Source organism: Pseudomonas sp. JL27(2026) (assembly GCF_056933555.1).
Window position 1 is genome coordinate 5,784,248 of record NZ_CM167794.1, and the last position, 18,120, is coordinate 5,802,367.

The 18,120-nt window shown below is 58.1% G+C and carries 14 protein-coding genes; 6 read left to right on the forward strand and 8 right to left on the reverse strand.

Annotated elements, in window-relative coordinates; all coding sequences use genetic code 11:
* The first annotated feature begins 181 nt into the window (after positions 1-181).
* From AC1Z1G_RS26540 to AC1Z1G_RS26550, 3 genes are all read left to right on the forward strand, one after another.
* Positions 182-2,509 (forward strand): S8 family peptidase, encoded by a 2,328-nt coding sequence (locus AC1Z1G_RS26540; RefSeq protein WP_483623478.1) that lies wholly within the window; start codon positions 182-184, stop codon positions 2,507-2,509.
* A 131-nt stretch (positions 2,510-2,640) separates the two neighbouring features.
* Positions 2,641-3,030, forward strand: a complete 390-nt coding sequence (locus AC1Z1G_RS26545) for a hypothetical protein (protein WP_347928332.1) — start codon at positions 2,641-2,643, stop codon at positions 3,028-3,030.
* Positions 3,031-3,148: 118 nt separating this feature from the next.
* The gene (locus AC1Z1G_RS26550) at positions 3,149-4,975 is read left to right on the forward strand and encodes a hypothetical protein (RefSeq protein ID WP_483623480.1); all 1,827 of its coding nucleotides are present in this window, start codon (positions 3,149-3,151) and stop codon (positions 4,973-4,975) included.
* On the opposite strand, the gene AC1Z1G_RS26555 is transcribed toward AC1Z1G_RS26550, so the two are convergent.
* From AC1Z1G_RS26555 to AC1Z1G_RS26575, 5 genes are all read right to left on the reverse strand, one after another.
* Positions 4,939-5,847 (reverse strand): hypothetical protein, encoded by a 909-nt coding sequence (locus AC1Z1G_RS26555; RefSeq protein ID WP_483623482.1) that lies wholly within the window; start codon positions 5,845-5,847, stop codon positions 4,939-4,941. The genes AC1Z1G_RS26550 and AC1Z1G_RS26555 overlap by 37 nt on opposite strands.
* 517 nt (positions 5,848-6,364) lie before the next feature.
* A complete protein-coding gene (locus AC1Z1G_RS26560; RefSeq protein WP_483623484.1) occupies positions 6,365-7,468 on the reverse strand; it encodes a TniQ family protein in 1,104 nt (367 codons plus the stop codon).
* A complete protein-coding gene (locus AC1Z1G_RS26565) occupies positions 7,429-8,316 on the reverse strand; it encodes a TniB family NTP-binding protein (protein WP_483623486.1) in 888 nt (295 codons plus the stop codon). Before AC1Z1G_RS26565 ends, AC1Z1G_RS26560 begins: the two co-directional genes overlap by 40 nt.
* Positions 8,313-10,235: a Mu transposase C-terminal domain-containing protein gene (locus tag AC1Z1G_RS26570; protein ID WP_483623488.1), complete on the reverse strand. Its 1,923-nt coding sequence runs from the start codon at positions 10,233-10,235 to the stop codon at positions 8,313-8,315. Before AC1Z1G_RS26570 ends, AC1Z1G_RS26565 begins: the two co-directional genes overlap by 4 nt.
* Positions 10,235-10,855 (reverse strand): TnsA endonuclease N-terminal domain-containing protein, encoded by a 621-nt coding sequence (locus tag AC1Z1G_RS26575; RefSeq protein WP_347928337.1) that lies wholly within the window; start codon positions 10,853-10,855, stop codon positions 10,235-10,237. Before AC1Z1G_RS26575 ends, AC1Z1G_RS26570 begins: the two co-directional genes overlap by 1 nt.
* Before the next feature lie 99 nt (positions 10,856-10,954).
* Between AC1Z1G_RS26575 and AC1Z1G_RS26580 the strand changes: the two genes are divergently transcribed.
* Positions 10,955-11,689, forward strand: a complete 735-nt coding sequence (locus AC1Z1G_RS26580) for an ATP-binding protein (RefSeq protein ID WP_483623490.1) — start codon at positions 10,955-10,957, stop codon at positions 11,687-11,689.
* On the opposite strand, the gene AC1Z1G_RS26585 is transcribed toward AC1Z1G_RS26580, so the two are convergent.
* Complete coding sequence (locus tag AC1Z1G_RS26585) at positions 11,637-12,275, reverse strand: TetR/AcrR family transcriptional regulator (RefSeq protein ID WP_483623492.1); 639 nt, start codon at positions 12,273-12,275, stop codon at positions 11,637-11,639. The two genes, AC1Z1G_RS26580 and AC1Z1G_RS26585, sit on opposite strands and share 53 nt — an antisense overlap.
* Positions 12,276-12,389: 114 nt before the next feature.
* Here AC1Z1G_RS26585 and AC1Z1G_RS26590 point away from each other — a divergent pair, with 114 nt between their 5' ends.
* Complete coding sequence (locus AC1Z1G_RS26590; protein ID WP_483623494.1) at positions 12,390-13,313, forward strand: ABC transporter six-transmembrane domain-containing protein; 924 nt, start codon at positions 12,390-12,392, stop codon at positions 13,311-13,313.
* Positions 13,314-13,415: 102 nt separating this feature from the next.
* Here AC1Z1G_RS26590 and AC1Z1G_RS26595 read toward each other — a convergent pair whose 3' ends face one another.
* Together AC1Z1G_RS26595 and AC1Z1G_RS26600 are read right to left on the reverse strand one after the other, a co-directional pair.
* Positions 13,416-15,392: a methyl-accepting chemotaxis protein gene (locus tag AC1Z1G_RS26595; RefSeq protein WP_483623496.1), complete on the reverse strand. Its 1,977-nt coding sequence runs from the start codon at positions 15,390-15,392 to the stop codon at positions 13,416-13,418.
* Between the two features lie 189 nt (positions 15,393-15,581).
* The gene (locus tag AC1Z1G_RS26600; protein ID WP_483623498.1) at positions 15,582-16,502 is read right to left on the reverse strand and encodes a LysR substrate-binding domain-containing protein; all 921 of its coding nucleotides are present in this window, start codon (positions 16,500-16,502) and stop codon (positions 15,582-15,584) included.
* Positions 16,503-16,660: 158 nt separating this feature from the next.
* Here AC1Z1G_RS26600 and AC1Z1G_RS26605 point away from each other — a divergent pair, with 158 nt between their 5' ends.
* On the forward strand, positions 16,661-18,058 hold the full coding sequence (locus AC1Z1G_RS26605) for a NorM family multidrug efflux MATE transporter (protein WP_483623500.1): 1,398 nt from the start codon (positions 16,661-16,663) through the stop codon (positions 18,056-18,058).
* Positions 18,059-18,120 lie beyond the last annotated feature (62 nt).

The window sequence follows — 18,120 nt, forward strand, 5'->3', positions numbered from 1 at the left end:
GAGCTTTTCGATGACGGAACCAAACGCAGGGCAGCGACGACACTTTCATCTACAACGTACAGGGCGGCCGGAACGATACCAATCGACGGCATCTCCCACCCGAGATCCCGTTTTTCCGCCTCGCGACAAAACAAGGCATGGTGAGCGGCTGCTCGGACAACTGGAACACTTCAGAACACGAATGGCGCAAGCCGTTCAACTGCAACGCTCTCAAGGTCAGGACGGCGGCTTTGGCTTGCAGCTTGAGTTTGTAAGTGAGCCTGGCTTTGAACTGGCATTTGAAGGACTGGCCCGAGGTCAGCAACGAATTGAGTTGTTGAATGTGCGTTACGACGGGGCGACCCAAACTCACTTTGCGACGGTTTTCGTTCCCGACGGAAAACTAAATGCGTTTGAAGGATTGGTCACGCAGTACATGCACGTAAACACCAGTAAAGGTGTTCCTCGAAATACCCCCCTTTTAAACCCCATCCTTGAAATTCGAACAGCGACTTTCAGTGCCCTATGGACTGATAGCCAAGACGCTCTGCCCAGCAATCCTGATGAGCCGATTTGGTGGGAATTCTGGTTGCCTGTCCGCGATAACCAAGCCGCTGTACTGCAGCGATTCCGAACGATCGCGGGAGTGCTTGAGTTCCAAGTATCGACAGATGCGTTGACCTTCCCAGAGCGAACAGTCGTCAACGTCTTCGGCACCCAAACAGCCATCACCGCGTCAATGGCACTGCTCAACGAGGTTGCAGAGATTCGCCGCGCCAAGGAAACAGCGGAATTCTTCGATGCGCTGACACCAACGGAGCAGCGCGAATGGGCAGATGATCTGCTCGGGCGTACTTCAGGCGGGGATGACAACAGCGTTCGTATTTGCCTGATCGATACCGGCGTGAACCACGGCCATCCCCTGCTGGCCAACCACATTGCAATGGCGGACCTGCATACCGTTGATGCCGAGTGGGGAGTTCAAGATGATGTAGGCCATGGCACCGGTCTGGCCGGGGTCGCCCTCTACGGCGATCTGGTTGATCCACTGTCAGCACCAGGCCCAGTGAGCATTTCCCACCGCATCGAGTCCGTGAAGCTGCTACCGAGCGCGAGAGGCTACCAGCGCGAGACATACGGTTCGTTGACGATGAATGCGGTAGCGCGGCCAGAAATTATTCAGCCCGACAAGCAACGCGTTTTCAGCATGGCGATTACAAGCCTCGATGACCGTGACAGAGGCCGGCCTTCGGCTTGGTCAGCAGCCGTGGATCTTCTGACCTCAGACGCTCTGGGCGGGCGGACACAGCCACGTCTGATGATCGTCTCTGCGGGAAATGCCGATACGGAGAAATACGCCAATTACCCCTTCAGCAATCAGACTGACGGTATTCATGATCCGGGCCAGTCATGGAACGCGATATGCGTGGGGGCGTATACCCAGAAAGTCACGCTGGATCCCGTCGTTGCTGGAGAGTCTGTTCTTGCCACCAATGGCAGTCTCAGCCCTTACAGCACGACATCTTGTACCTGGACGAGGACGCCGTGGCCGTTGAAACCAGATGTCGTCTTCGAGGGTGGCAACCTGGTTCAGGACGCCTACGGCATTTTCAGCCATACCTCGCTTTCACTACTGACTACGTCACACGAGCCGCAGCAGCGCCTGTTCACTACCACGTGGGCGACCAGCGCCGCCTCGGCACTCGCGTCTCGCATGGCCGCGCAAATTTCTTCGGCCTACCCCCAACTCTGGCCGGAAACGGTACGTGCGCTAGTGGTGCACTCCGCCGAGTGGACAGAGCGGATGAAGGCCGAGTTTCTGGCCGGCGACTCAAAGGCCGACTATGAAGCCCTGGTTCGCACCTGTGGTTTCGGTGTTCCCGATATTGGTCGGGCACTGTGGAGCGCATCCAACTCTTTGACCCTGGTGGTGGAGGATTCTCTTCGCCCGTTCACCCGACAGGGATCTAAACCGGCAACCGCCCGTGACATGCATCTTCACCTACTTCCCTGGCCTCAGCAGGAGTTGCTGAACCTCGGCAACGAGGACGTCGAGATGCGCGTCACCCTGTCTTATTTTGTTGAGCCGAATCCAGGTGTCGCAGAACGCGGGCTCAAAGGGCGCTATCGATATGAATCTCATGGGCTGCGCTTTGAGGTCAGCCGGTCTGGCGAGGATGCAACAGTGTTCCGTCAACGGATCAACAGACGTGCCCGAGAGGAAGATGACGATGACACCCCTTACCTCAGCAGCCCCTCGGACACACGCTGGCTGATAGGTACACGTGGTCGGCATAAAGGGTCTCTGCACTCTGACATCTGGCGCGGACCGGCTTCCGATCTGGCGGGGTTGGGGATGATCGGGATTTACCCTGCGCCAGGGTGGTGGAAAACCTTGGTCAAACAGCAGCGCTTCAATGATGAAGTGAGGTACAGCCTGGTTGTGTCGATAAAGACACAGCAGACTGAAGTAGACCTCTACAACGCTGTCGATGTGGCAATCGCCAACGCTGCAGCAATCGTGACGTGAGCAAGGCGCCCTCGCCCTACGTGCGTAGTAGTGAGAGCTGAAGGGGCATCCAGGACCTTTCAGCTCAATCATGCAGAGAAAGCAGAAATGCTCGGCGACAACAGGCCGGCGATCACTGAGGATGATGAGATATGGAAGAAACGCTTGAGGCGCAGACCGACGATAAGCGGCGAGCGTGGAGTTACAACGGTGCAATAGAGGCAGGTTTCGATCCTAAATCCTATTCTTGGGCAGATGTCCCGACGGGAACGTGGCTTGCTCGCCTCGACTTCAAAATATGGTCAAACAAGACATCCGCCGGCTCTCTTGGCTGTTATTTCACATCACTTGCTGATGGCCGCCAGTATCAGCTCTCTGCCTTCCGTCCGTATCGGTCCACCTCACGATGCTACTCACCGACAGATGACGGCATCGACTTTTCGCGCCCAGGACTCGATGGGCAGATTTTTCAGCTAGAGGTCGGCAAGGCTGCAAACGGGAAAATCAAATGGCTTTCGGCGAAGTTCGAGAAAGACCTTTGACGCAGGCGGAATCGATAGCATTTCGACCGTAATGCAATGAAAGAGGCACCTTAACAGATGGCACAACGATATTGCCGTGTGCTATCTGTTAGCCCTTACCCCCAAAGCTGGTGTTCCGTTGTCCTTCATCGCCCGACGTTCATTCCGTTCAAATTTTAAGCCCCGGACAAGCTTTGGCGGCGCTCTTGAGAAGAAAGACTACGACCTCGTCATCTGGCTCTACGGTGGCGTCTGGAAAAGTCCTAATGCCTCACACGAACCCTTGGTCGACGTCGTATTTCGTCGGTTGGACCCAGACGGCACGCTGCATAGCACGGAGGTCATTCCAGTCGCGCTGTCGTTCCTCGGTCAATTAAGGATTGGAACCTGTTGGCGGGCAGGTCGGTGGGCGGGGGAGATTCAGTTGGAGGATCTAGGCGTGACCGCCGTGAACCTTCGCGAGAACGTGACCTGGCGGTTTGTCCAACTACGCGACACTCTTCTCGTGGACGACGAAGAATATGGGCTCAAGTCACGTGAGTGGCCCGTTTGGCTTGTGGAGGTTGATGGTTGGAATGAAGAAAAGATTCTCATACCCTGCGTCGAGTTTTTCATCCGCTGTTATGGCCGCAACTCCGAGTCAGCGCGGATTCTCGCCACCTACCCATGGGACATGGTCTTACAGCGGTTTTTCTACGATTTTCCTACCGAGCCAAGCGACCAACGAATCCAGTTGAAAAACTGGGTATCCAGCAGTGAAGGAGTGTTCTTGTGGCACCTGCTGCACGACCCAACTACGAGGGACGCGTGCAAAAGAATCTATGCAGAACTCGACGCACAGTTCGGCCCTGCCACCAAACACTCTACAAAAGCGTACCTCAAAGCAGGGCCATGGTTTGAGGGGACGGCGCTCCTTATGGGAAAGGGAAGATGGCTGGCCGATGGCAAGACCTTTCTCTGTTTGCAGTTAACGGGCTTCAGCGATCCGAAGGGCCCCGTCATCGATATCGAACGCTCCAGTTTTGTGACTGATGGCACTCACGACGGCGGCTGGCACAGGCAAAAACGAGTCAAGGAACTACCGGAAAACCAAAGGGTGTCATTGACTGACGCAGAGCCGCCCGACGTGGATTCCGAAACGCTACGGGTGCCCAACTATCCAATTCATCAACTGGGTGACAGACGGCGAATCAGAACTACACAACGAACTCACAAAGGCTCTAATGGAAACGTCCTCGCGTCGTCCAATGGACACGCTCTACACGCACCCGGTGAGGGGCAAGGCTCGAGCAAAGGCGTGGGCTCGGTGGAGTTTCAGACTCAACTAAATTGGGAATCCCAAGGCGACCTGAAAGCCATGTGGGCGGCGTGCGGACTTCTCGCGGAAAAGTACGCCGACATCATCAGCAGCGTTGAATGGTTCACCTTTGAGCGTGGCTACCAGACTATTGGCCCACCTGAACTGGAACTCTTGCGCCCACTTGAGAACGCGAGCTTGTCGCCGAAAGTCCGCAATTGGCCATACCTGGATGTTCGCGAGAGAGTCATGCGAGGCCTGTTGATCATCAGGATACGGGCCGGTCTGCGCAGCTTCTACATCATCGAGTCTCAACGACGACCGCGCTACGTCGCCCAAGCTCGAGACGCAGAAAATGCTTCGAACGCCGAGACGGAGGACGCTGCCGGCCATCAGTGCCTATTGCTTGAAATCAGTGCCGGCGAAAATGACACAAGGCATGCGCTCAAAGAGATTTGCTCGAACATTCGCTACGTCCAGGGCCAGGTGAGAAACATAAGGCTCGACGCCGGCTTTCCAAAGATCACCTTTAACCATTCAAAGCGAGCACCGGGCGAATTTCTGTTCGAGGGCGTTCTAGTCTCAAAGCTTGCTGAACTGAATCTCAAGCTGGAGACAAAAGTCGTCAATTGTCAGGGTGTCGTCATGTACGGAGAAGGCATCCAATAGTCTCGATATCCAATCGATACTCGTAAACCTTTTCCACTGGCATCAGGAGCAAAGGTCAAATCGCGCGTATTGAGCCGCGAAACACCGTGGAAATACTTGAGCCCGACGACGAGCCAAAGCGTTTCAACGTCTTCACCCGCGCGCGACCGCCTGAGCAACGCGAAGAGCTCTTTCTCTAGCCTTCTTTTTTCAAGAATCTTCGATTGACGCTTGACCCGTCCGAGGTTGATCCCCGAGCCACACTCGGCGTTCAGGTAGTGGATAAACCCCGTTATCGATGCCATCCGCCCTGGTGCATCACCTAAGAAGCGGGAGATTTTGGCCGTGCTTGGCAGCTCGTCCGCTCCTCGGCACTTGTCAGTGAGCAGGCGCGCCGCTGTGCTGAGAGCCAATCGAGCTGAACGGATGGACGTTCGCCCGATGCTCACGCGGCTCATCAACAACCGGAAGTAACCATTCAAAGCTTCGCTTTTTCGCCCGGGCTCCGTAGACGCCAAGATTGTTGAAATCCGACGGTGCTCGGAGTCCATCTCTCGCGCTTGAACATCCACTACAACCGCGTTGATTTCGGTGTACCAGGCCATGGGCAATTGCATGCGCCGCAGAGCTTCGGCACCAAAGTACGCCAAGAGATCGGTATACGAAGGCCAACTCGGCCAGTGTTTCTCTATCTCTTGGAAGAACAGCAAAAACCGGTGAATCGAGCGCGCTGCTTTCTTGTAATGGGTACGAGACGGGAGCCACGCACCAAACCGCTCGAACTCGACTCTCATCCAGCCGCTGCTGAACACCTCAATGTCCATGGCCAATCGCTTGCGATAAGTGTGTTCCCAGTAGCATTCGGCGCATTTCGCGCCCTTGCCGGCGGGCATATTTACCCCACAAAACGAACACGCAGTAGTGCCCACCGTCGAGCACAACCTGCATAGCTTGCGTCCATCAGCGCCCAAGATCAGCCGACGATTGCGCCCGCACGCCGCACAGGTTTCAAAATCGCGACGCGCGCACCTCGGGCAGCCTTTTACTACCTGCCCATCAACAAGCATGTTCACCAGTCGAGTCGAGAGCACCTGGCAGATCTCGCAAGACTGCGGCGGGAGGAAGTAATGCGCGCATGAATTACACGCAGGTCCATAGACCGTCATTCGACCGACCGGGCGACCGACGCGATGGCAGCGCACGCAGGGTTGGCTAGATAAGCAGCGCTGACAGACTGCTTTCAAATCAAATATGGGCAGACGGGCGATTTCAGCGCACTGCGGACAGGGGCGGCGCTTGAACAGACGGGCGTAACAGGTCGAACAAAACTTCAGCTGCTTGTGTATCTTTTTGGTTCTAATCAGCGACTTTCCGCAGCCTTCGCACATGCTAGACCTTGGGCCATCGTCGCTAGCCATCTCGTGAAAACTTCCTTTGCAGCCGAGCCCAGGCTTTAGCTACGTTCGGCACACCATGAGGCCCAGCACCGTTCTTGCGATGTCGTGATGCTCCACTTTGCAGGGCCTCCAAGATGCCTGAAATGCCGCTGGGCGCATGGCATCCTCGTGGCAGCGGCAGAGCGGATCGAGACAATGCATGCGTCTTGAACACCTGCGCCAAGATCTCATTATCGAAAGACATGACCTTCCAAGTCTGCGCCAGAAGTTCAGCACGCTCTCTCACCGAAAGCGCTTCCAGTGCAAGCCCTGATGGACATGTCGCGAGCATCTGCAGATCCAAATCACGGAGGACGGCACTGATTGATTGAGTGGGGTGAAGCGAGGCGCAGCGAATGAATGACTGAACCATCCTGGCCCAAAGAAACCAGTCAGCTGTGGTCATCAATTGAGAGCCAGAAACACAGTGGCCGCCCAAACACTCATCGGCGGCTTGCTGAAACAGCATGTCCGTCTCACAGGTGCTTTCAACCGTGCTGAGTGCAAAACGATACCCGCACAGGTGGCAAGCACCGCAGTCTTGATCCGGTGGCGACAGCCGTTGAGGTTGCAGCGCGGTCCAGCAGTTCGGACAGCGATCGATAAGCCATACATGATGCCGAGGACAGCTGAAGTGCCAGGCTAACCGTCCACTGATCCGGTAATAAGGCGGGCCTTCAGCAAAGCACAGTGGGCAAAGTTGAAGACCGGCCGCGGTGCGCAGGTTTCTGCTTCCCCGTACAAGAATCCAAGGCCAAGTTGCCTCACCAATCGGCCTCTCGCTGATCGCTTCGGCAATAGAGCCGAGGCAACAATTGGACACCTCTGAAACAGAGCAGCCTGCCAGGCTGGCAAGACTGCTCGCTCGATCACTGCTCACCCCCCGATCCAGATCACCACTCAAAGCGCGCCATTTCGGCCAAATGATGCTGGTCAACGCCAAGGGAGAACACCCATGGGCTAGCGCTGTGCGAACAAGCCAAGAGGTAAGCAACTCATCCTCCATGATGGGTTGCGTCCTAGGCCAAACCGAGTGATTCAGATCAACTCGCGGATGCCACGTGTAGGCCGTAGCCATGATTTGCTCTCGATTATCGACTGGTCGATATGCTCCTTGCCTGATTTGATGGCCTCGGTTGCGCACTCAAGTAACAGGCGCTGCAGGTCACCGGTGCTTCCCCCCGATATGGAGTAGAGCAATTGAGCCAGGTGAGGCCGAGATAGACCGGAGGCTTCACGAAGCGGAAGAACTGATTCGAAGTCTTTAACCAGCCGCTGGAAGTCAGCGTTGGGCTCCCAAGTGCGCAGCGGCATCACGTCAAAGCGACTGGCATGCTGAGGATCGGTATGAAGCACACGAACAGCATCAGGTGTGCCCACCCCCACCACGGGAATAGCCAAGGTGTTACAGAGAAACTTGAGCGCATTCATCGTTTCCCGCTGCTTTATCGCGGAGCCCGTCAGCAGTGAATGGAACTCATCGATGATCAGCAGCTTTACGCTGCAAGTGCGGAACAAATGAATCACCTGATAGCGAAGCTTGGTGACGGAATCCGACTCGCGGTACGGAGCCCAGAACTGCTCCAAGATGGCGATGTACAACCCCTTTTCGCCTGAAGTGGGAGGCGCCTCAGTCAAGATGACCGGCTTAACAGACTCGACCTCTTCGTTGACGTAAGCCGCACCGTGCAGGGCAACAAACCGGCGGACGATTGTCGTCTTCCCGTTGTTGGAGTCGCCGACGATGAGCAGGTTACGCATCCGGGGCCGCGCAGGCATCTGCATCAGGTGCAGCAGCGTATCCAAGATTTTTTGAGCAGCGGGATAACCAATCCAACGAGGCTGATCAAGGAAATGCAGGCGTTCGTTATCGGAAAGCTGAACAACCGCCCTAAACTCAGGATGGACGTGCGCATATTGCGTCATGAGACGTCTCCAAAGCTATTCAGATCGAAATCAACCATACCGGTGGCGAAGGCTGGCTGCTCTTGCGGAGCCTGAACCGGTTGGGGCTGAGGCTGGGCCGGCGTCACGTTCTTCGAGTGACGACGATGCCGCTCGACCTGACGCCTTGCTTGCTTGGTTCTTGCCTGGGCTGAAGCGACCAGTTCCCGGTTTTCAATGATATACCTCTTGATGAGCTCCTCGTTGATGTGAGCTCGCCCTTCGTCTACTGCTTTCTTCTTGGCCGCTCGATACTCCCACACACTGGCTGCCGGGAATGCCTGGTTCGCGACGGGGATTTTGAAGTATTGCTTGAGCACTGGGTCAAAAAACCAAATGACACTGATATCACGCGGATCGCGACGGAAGATGAATTTCCGAGTCTTGCCCGTTTCCTCATCTTTGGCGTTGATCCATGGCCGCAGCGCCTCGGAGTAGTAACGCACATCAAACTCAACACCGTAGTGCTGGATTGTGCGCTCGAAGGACGGTAAAAAATCCCGCTGGATCGTGAACGGATCAGTCGGACGCATCGGCATCCCGACAAGAGGATCGACGCCAAGATTTCCAAAAATGCCCACATGCCACTTACGCGCCGGGCTCATAAAAATCTTTGAGTGGTATTCCTGATGGTATTTGAGAATCTCCCGAACCAGCCACACCTCAAACTCATCGACCGTCAGCGCCGCCTGACCTTCGGAATCATAGCCGTCTCGGTCGTCGACATTGCCGAACGTGGTGCCTGGTAGCGAATGCACCTTTTTCATGAAGGTACCCAACAGTCGCTCGATATGCCCACCGAATTTTGGGCGTTTGACAGGACGAAACCGGTTTTCGATTCCATATAGCAAGCAGGAGCGCTTCAACGTTTCCGCTTGGAAATCAGGGCCATTGTCAGAGTGCAGAACCACCGGAAATCCCCAAACCGGCCATTCACCTTCAACGCCATGAACGGTCAGCCAATCTTCTTTAGGAAGTGCCGAGTGGGCCACACACATAGCTACCGAAATACCAGAAGGCTCATCCAGCGCCAGGTAATACCCGGTGATCATTCGCGTATGAACGCAAATCGCCAATGTCAGCCACATTCGACCTATGGACAGGCGATGAACGTTGTCCACAAGCATTACATCGATAGGCGTGTGGTCGATCTGGACGACGGACAAAGGGAAATCAGCGCCAGGAAAACTGCCTGGTGACGGGGTGTATTTGTTCCGCGCAATTTCAGCGAAACCTCGACCACGAAAGAATTCTTTTTTGGATACCTGATTGATGCGAGCCCGAATAGCGGAAGGGCTCGGGGACGCAATGTTCTTCGCTTCACACGCTTCCTTCACCCTCTCTACAGCTTCCTGCGCCGTCGGCCGCTGGTGGCTCAGGTAAAAACCTTTGATGACCGATCGAATAATCTCTTCCGCCTCGGCTGAGATACGAGAGTTACCTTGTTGCCAGCCACGCTTACGCGGGATCAGTGCGAGAAGCTCTCCCCAATCCCTGTATTTGCCAAGCCACCTGTAAAGCGTGGCCGCCCCAACGCCAACTTCTTCCGCTCGCTGCTCAACTTCTTTACGCCCGACCACAACATTGCCGATTAGCGGCTGGATAGCTGCATAGCGCTTCTGCGCTATAGCCCATTCTTCGGCCGCAACCGCCGCGATATCGTAGTAGGCGTACAGCCCATCGACCTTTTCCTTGGCTACAGGCTTGAGGGCTGCGATGGGCAGTGCTGCAGCGCGCCCAGACTCAACATCGATCCCGATGACCGTCGTGAAATCTAAGACTTGCGAGACCCGGTACACGTGGTCTGCATAGGCCACCATCGAATCAATGTTGGCATCGACCCGAGCTCGATCAGGCTCGAACGGAACGAGCTCTTGGTTGCTATCGCCTTGATCAGTCATCACTCGGGTATCCAAAGTTCTAGAAAGCTATTGAGTGGAAGTCGGATGTCGCAATCCAGTTGCCTCGTTGCCACCAGGTGCCAGATGTGTCCGATGCCTTCAGCCTTGTAGATGCCCCCAAAGTGTCGAGCCAACAGGTAGTGGAATGGCACCACATTCATCTGCCTGACCGTTTCCAGAATCCACGCGGAGTCTTCAGGCGGATAGTGATAACGCTTGTAGCGTTCCAGGAACTGAATGTTGGCAAAGGCAGTGTCGCGGATACGGCTCTCGTCATAGATGTGGAAATTCCACCCTTGGTCGTTCGCGTACCTCCAAGCAGCTTTCCATTTAGGCAGCCACTTCCTCCAGTTCGCTCTCCAGTCAGCCTCTGGCTTCACCTCGACCAAGGTTGGCTTCGGATATTGTTCATGATTACGACCACCCAACCGGTAGTAAACCAGGAAGTCTGGTGTGTACTGGAAGGTGCGGCCGTCTCTACCGGCGAAATCAATTTGGACCGGCTGCGGAACAATCGTCTCGACGTTACAAGAGAACGCCGTACGCGCAAGAAAGTCGCGCTCCAGCATCGACTCATAGGGGATTCCTTCCTCTTTGCGGAAGGGAAAGACACCCGACATGCTTCGCTTGGTGGGCTTGATTGCTCGGGTTTGGCGCGGTCTAGTTTTATCGCAGCTATTTTTGTCCATATCGAGTTTAGTCGCACCTAATTCGAAATATTGGCTCAGCTATTTCCAACGAAAGCTGCCATTTTTCAAGGGTTCCAGAGCACCACTGTCTCATCTATTTCTAAATCCTACAGCGGCTCGAAACCGCAACCGGGGGAAATCACCCTCGCCCACCATGGCGTGCTGTTTCTGGATGAGTTGCCCGAGTTCGACCGCAAAGTGCTGGAGGTATTAAGAGAGCCGCTGGAGTCCGGTCAGATTGTGATCGCCCGGGCCCGCGACCGCGTGCGGTTTCCGGCGCGCTTTCAATTGGTCGCCGCGATGAACCCCTGCCCCTGTGGATACCTGGGCGAGCCCAGTGGGCGCTGTCGCTGCACACCTGAGCAGATCCAGCGCTACCGCAACAAACTCTCCGGCCCGCTACTGGACCGCATCGACCTGCACCTGACCGTCGCCCGTGAAGCAACTGCCCTGAACCCTGCGCCACAACCCGGCGATGATACGGCCAGCGCAGCGATCATTGTGGCCAAGGCGCGAGATCGGCAACAGCAACGCCAGGGCTGCGCCAATGCCTTCCTCGACCTGCCGGGCCTGCGTCGCCACTGCACGTTATCCACAACCGACAAAAACTGGCTGGAAACCGCGTGCGAGCGGCTGACCTTGTCACTACGCGCCGCCCATCGCCTGCTCAAAGTCGCGCGCACGTTGGCAGACCTTGAACAGGTGGAGGGAATCAGTCGAGAACATCTGGCGGAGGCGTTGCAGTATCGGCCGACAAGTCCCTGACTTCATGGCCCGCGTCGATCCCCAATAGCAGCCCCGCCACTTCCATCACCTCATCCAGCGCTGCCGCAGCCGCTTCGGCAGACGGCTGCAACAACAGGTCATCGGCGTAACCCATGGTCTGGGCAAACAATTGCCGGGCTGCGCGCTCCGGTGACGCACAGCGAAACACCCCGGCGACCACACCACATTCGATAATCCCGACCAGCATCCCCTGCCACTGGCTGTTGACGAGCAGATACGCCGCCGCGAGCTCCGCGTCATGCATCGCCTCATCCCAGGCATCCAGCCACAACACCCAACCATCATCGGCAGAAGCCGGCAGGCAGTCGGTCAAAAACCCCAGCAACGCCTCACGTGGCGCAACGTCGGCGATCGAGACACGGGCCTCTTCAAGCTGCTCGTTGGCAAACCGCACAAAAGCTTCTCGGCGCAATTCTTTCCAATCGCTGAAGTAGTGATAGACGTGGCTGCGGGACAACCCGGCGTGCTCCGCCAGGTCACGGGTTGAAACATCGGCGAAACCCTTGCTGCGAAACAGTTCCAGGGCGGCGGCGATGATCTGGTCTTTGCGGTCGATACGCGACATGGACGAATAACCTCTACGCGCCCACAGATGGATGGCGCTTGCATTTTGAGCGATCGCTCAAGGATACTTGAGCAGTCGCTCAATTGTAGCGTTTATCATCCATTCGGTGCACTCATGTCAGCCGTTACCCCGCAAATCCTGATCGATGAAAGCCAGAAGATTGGTCAGCAATCCGCCAGCCAGACCCTCAAGGCCATCGCCAAAGCCTATCCCGGCAAACTGTTTTTCACCCTGTCGCTGGTGGCGCTGGAGAACGCGCTGCTGTTGGCCTACCCGCTGTTTGCCGGGTTTGCGGTGGACTCGATCATTCGCGGCGATGCCACCAGCGCGCTGTTTTACGCCGTGGTGGTCTTGGCGTTCTGGGTGGTGGGCGCCGCACGGCGAGCAGTGGATACCCGAACCTTCACGCGGATTTACGCCGACCTGGCGGTGCCGGTGATCCTCAATCAGCGCCTGCAAAACCAGAGCACTTCCACCGCCGCCGCGCGGGTGGTGCTGGCCCGTGAGTTTGTGGATTTCTTCGAAAAACACGTGCCGACCATCGCCACCGCGCTGGTCTCGATTGTCGGTGCCGCCGTGATGCTGCTGGTGATCGAACCGTGGATCGGCCTCGCCTGCCTCGGCGCGCTGCTGCTGTGCATCACCTTGTTGCCACGCTTCGCCCGGCGTAATCAGGAACTGCACGAGCGCCTGAATGATCGGCTGGAGAAAGAGATCGGCCTGGTGGAAAAAGTCGGCCCCGAAACCTTGCAACGGCACTACCGCGTGCTGTCGCGGTTGCGCATCGGGTTATCGGACCGTGAGGCAACGGCGTATCTGTTTGTCGGCTCAGTGGCGGCGATCCTGTTCGTGATCGCCATCAGCCAATTAGCACTGTCGCCTGCGGTGAAGGCCGGCCACGTGTACGCGGTGATGACGTATTTGTGGACGTTCGTCAGCAGCCTCGATGAGGCGCCATCGATGGTGGATCAACTGGCGCGGCTGCGGGATATCGGCAAGCGGGTTGATCCGGGGCTCGGTGATCAACCAGCCGAATGAGATCGGTGGCCAGGGAGCTTGCTCCCGCTGGGTCGCGAAGCGGCCCCCGACTACTTCGCAGCCGAACGGGAGCAAGCTCCCTCGCCACAATTAGCCTGCGACTCAGCGGAACCGGTCAACCTCTTGGCGCAGCTCCGCCGCCAGGCTTTCCAGTTCTTTGGCGGTGATGGCCAGGTTCGACACCACCTCACGTTGCTCGCTATTGGCCAGGGCAATGCTTTGCAGGTTGCTGCTGAGCAGGGTCGCGGTGCTGCTTTGCTCTTGCGTGGCGGTGCTGATCGCGGCGAACTGCTGACCGGCCGAGCGGCTTTGTTCGTCGATCTGCGCCAGGGCCGAAGCCACGTTGGCGTTACGCGACAAGCCCTCCTGCATCAGCAGGTTGCCTTGTTCCATGGTGCTGATCGCGTTGCCGGTTTCCTGCTGAATGCTGCTGATCATCACGGAAATTTCGTCGGTCGCCTCACGCGTGCGTGACGCCAGGTTACGCACTTCGTCCGCCACCACCGCAAAACCGCGACCCTGTTCACCGGCCCGGGCAGCCTCAATCGCGGCGTTCAGCGCCAGCAAGTTGGTCTGGTCGGCAATCGCGGTGATCACCCCGACAATCCCGCCGATTTCCTGGGAGCGCTGCCCCAAAGTATTGATCACACTCGCGGTGCTATTGAGTGCACCGGCGATTTGCTCAAGGGACGACGACGCTTCTTCCATCGACGTACGACCGATCCGCGTTTGCTGTGCGTTTTGCTGAGCCAGACGCTCGGTATTGCCCATGTTGTCGGCAATGTTCAGCGACGTGGCGCTGAACTCTTCCACAGCACCGGCCATGCTGGTGATTTCGCCGGACTGCTGCTCCATGCCGTCATAGGCACCGCCCGACAGGCCGGACAGCGCCTGCGCACGGCTGTTGACCTCTTGCGAGGCCTTGCGGATGTGCTCGACCATGGTCGACAGCGCCTGGCTCATCTGGTTGAAGCTGCGGGCCAGTTGACCGATTTCGTCATGGCTCGATACGTTCAGGCGCACGCTCAAATCCCCGGCACCCAGTGCCTCGGCCTGCCGCACCAGATCGCCCAACGGCTGCAACTTGCTGCGCAACAGCCAGACCGCCGCGCCGACCGCCAGCAACATCGCCAGCAGGCTGCCGATGGCCAACCGGAGGCCGACGCTCCAGGTCACGGCACGGATTTCGGCTTTGGGCATGCTCGCCACCACCGACCATGGCCCGCCTTCGAAAGGCACCGCCACGCTGTAGAAGTCTTCGGACTTGTCGCTCCAGAACGCGCCTTTGCCTGGTTGCTTGGCCAGGCCGACGAGGGTCGGGATCGCTTGATCCAGCGCCTGCACTCCGGCCGGTGGCACCAGCCATTTGCTTTGCTCGTCGAGCAGCGCCAGCGAACCGGTCTGGCCGATGCGGAAACGTTTGAGATTATCGAACTGAGCGTTCTGCGCGTCGGTGTAATCGAAGCCGACGAACAGCACCGCAATCACCTTGCCGCTGCTGTCGCGTACGGGGGTGTACTGAGTCATGTAGGAACGTTCGAACAACAACGCCCGACCGACATAGCTCTGGCCCGCCATCAGGCGTTGATACGCCGGGTGCGCGTGATCGAGCAGCGTGCCGATGGCGCGCGTCCCGTCCTGCTTGGTCAACGAGGTGCTGACCCGGATGAAGTCCTCGCCGCTGCGCACGAACAACGTGGCCACCCCGGCGGTCATTTGCTTGAACTCATCGACCTTGTCGAAGTTGTTGTTCAACACTTCGCTGCCCAGGTGCAGGCCCGGCGTCTGCACGCCCGCCACGGTCACCGGCTGATCCGGGTGCACGCTCAACCCGTTGCTGAAGCGCTTTTCAAACAACCCGCTCAAGCGCTGGGTGTTCTCGCGCAGGGTGCCGTGAAAGGTATTCAACTGATCGGCCAGCAGCCGCGCTTCGCTGGCCAGGTGCTCTTCGCGGGTGTCGAGGTTGGCGGAGTCCAGTGAGCGCAGGGCAAAAACGGTGCTGCCGCTGATCACGACCGCCAGTATCACGGCAAGGGCTAAACCAAGCTGCGAGGCGATCCGGGCACGGGGTTGAGGCATGACGGCTCCTGGCCGAGTGACCGGATCATCCTGATCACGTCGCGCACTCAGCAAATTTTCTAATAGTCGGGGGGGCGTTAAACCTTCCTGAACGGAGGTTCCACTTTCAAGGGTTCGGCGCGAAAGCTGAATACTTGAGCGCGCTACAAGGATATCGACCGAGGCCGCCGTTGCGGCGGCTTCATCGATTCAGCTCAGGTGCTGCACATCCGGCAATTCCATAGCCTGGACTTCGCTCTGGAGGAAGTCACCGAGCCTGCGCAAACGTTCGCCACCGGGGCGGGTTTTCGGCCAGACCAGGTAATAGCTCAAACCGCTGGCAACCGCCGTCGGCCACGGCAGGCTCAAGCGACCCTGCGCCACATCTTCGGCCACCATCAGCAGGTCGCCCATCGACACGCCATAACCCCGCGCGGCGGCAATCATCCCCAGCTCCAGCGTGTCAAACACCTGCCCACCCTTGAGCGACACCTGCTCCGACAACCCCATGCGCTCCAGCCAACTGCGCCAATCGCGACGATCCGGGGTCGGGTGTAACAGCTCGGTGCTGGCCAGCCGGGCGACGTCCCAAGGCTGGTCGTTCAGCAGATTGGGCGCACCCACCGGGATCAGTTCCTCGGGGAACAGGTAGCTGGCCTCCCAGTCCGGCGCAAAGCTGCCGTTGCTCAGCAAGACGGCGCAATCAAAAGGCTCGTGGTTGAAGTCCACCGAGTCGACATCCATCCAGGCACTGGTCAATTGCACCTCGTTGCCTGGCTGCAAATGCCGGAAGCGACTGAGCCGCGCCAGCAGCCAGCGCATGGTCAGGGTCGACGGGGCCTTCATGCGCAAGATGTCATCTTCGGCGCGCAAGGTATTGCAGGCACGCTCCAGTGCACCGAAGCCTTCGCGCACGCCGGGCAGGAGCAACCGTGCGGCATCGGTGAGCTGCAGATTACGCCCGCTGCGCTGAAACAGCCGACAGGCAAAATGCTCTTCGAGCGTACGAACATGCCGACTGACCGCACTTTGGGTAATCGACAGTTCTTCCGCGGCGCGGGTAAACGAACTGTGTCGCGCAGCGGCTTCAAAAGCACGCAGGGCATACAACGGTGGAAGACGACGAGACATCAGGAAGGCTCCTATAGCGCGACCCACAAACCCTATCAGAAACCTTCAAGCATGAGTTTTAATCATGCCACCAATCTTTTTTATCCCTTTGTGCAATCCCGGCAGAGCGCCGAGAATCAGCCCTTCCCCGTCCCTGTGAATTTACGAGTGTGATGATCATGCAGCATCCGGCACGTACCGAACTCTGGGCCATCCTGCGGCTGGCCGGGCCGCTGATCGCCTCGCAGTTGGCGCACATGCTGATGGTGCTCACCGACACCTTGATGATGGCCAAACTCAGCCCGGAGGCGTTGGCCGGTGGAGGTCTGGGCGCGGCGACCTATTCGTTCGTGTCGATTTTCTGCATCGGTGTGATCGCGGCGGTCGGCACGCTGGTGGCGATCCGTCAGGGTGCCGGTGACATCGAAGGCGCCGCCCGCCTGACTCAAGCAGGGTTGTGGCTGGCATGGCTGATGGCGCTGGTGGCGGGCCTGTTGCTGTGGAACCTCAAACCGGTGTTGCTGCTGTTCGGCCAGACCGAAACCAACGTGCAGGCAGCCGGCCAGTTCCTGCTGATTCTGCCGTTCGCCCTGCCCGGCTACCTGAGTTTCATGGCCTTGCGCGGCTTTACCAGCGCCATCGGCCGGGCGACTCCGGTGATGGTCATCAGCCTCGTCGGGACCGTGGCCAACTTCCTGCTCAACTATGCGCTGATTACCGGCATGTTCGGCCTGCCGAAAATGGGCCTGATGGGGATTGGCCTGGTCACGGCCATCGTCGCCAACTGCATGGCGCTGGGCCTAGCCTGGCATATTCGCCGGCATCCGGCCTACGACGCCTATCCACTGCGCAAAGGCCTGTCGCGGCCCAACCACCAGTACCTGAGGGAGCTGTGGCGCCTGGGCCTGCCGATTGGCGGCACCTACGCGGTGGAAGTCGGGTTGTTCGCATTTGCCGCACTGTGCATGGGCACCATGGGCAGCACGCAATTGGCAGCACACCAGATCGCCCTGCAAATCGTCTCGGTGGCGTTCATGATTCCGGCCGGGCTTTCCTATGCGATCACCATGCGCATCGGCCAGCATTACGGTGCCGGGCAACTGCTCGACGCACGGCTGGCCGGGCGCGTCGGAATTGCCTTTGGCGGCGCGGCGATGCTCGGGTTCGCGATGGTCTTCTGGCTTCTGCCCAACCAATTGGTGGGGCTGTTCCTGGACCACAATGATCCGGCGTTCCGCGAGGTCATTGAGTTGGCCGTGAGCCTGTTGATGGTGGCGGCGTGGTTCGAGTTTTTCGACGGCACCCAGACCATCGCCATGGGGTGCATTCGCGGGTTGAAAGACGCGAAGACCACGTTCCTGGTCGGCCTCGGTTGCTACTGGCTGATCGGCGCACCGGCCGCATGGTGGATGGCCTTCCACCTCAACTGGGGCCCAACCGGCGTCTGGTGGGGCCTGGCACTGGGGCTGGCATGTGCGGCGGTGAGCCTGACACTGGCATTTGAGTGGAAGGTGAAGCGGATGATCACGCGTGAGCCGGCGTCGCAGGCTGGTTTTCAGATGACTCAGCCGGATTGATGAACCTGTGGGAGCGGGTTTGTGTGGCGAGGGAGCTTGCTCCCGCTGGGTCGCGGAGCGGC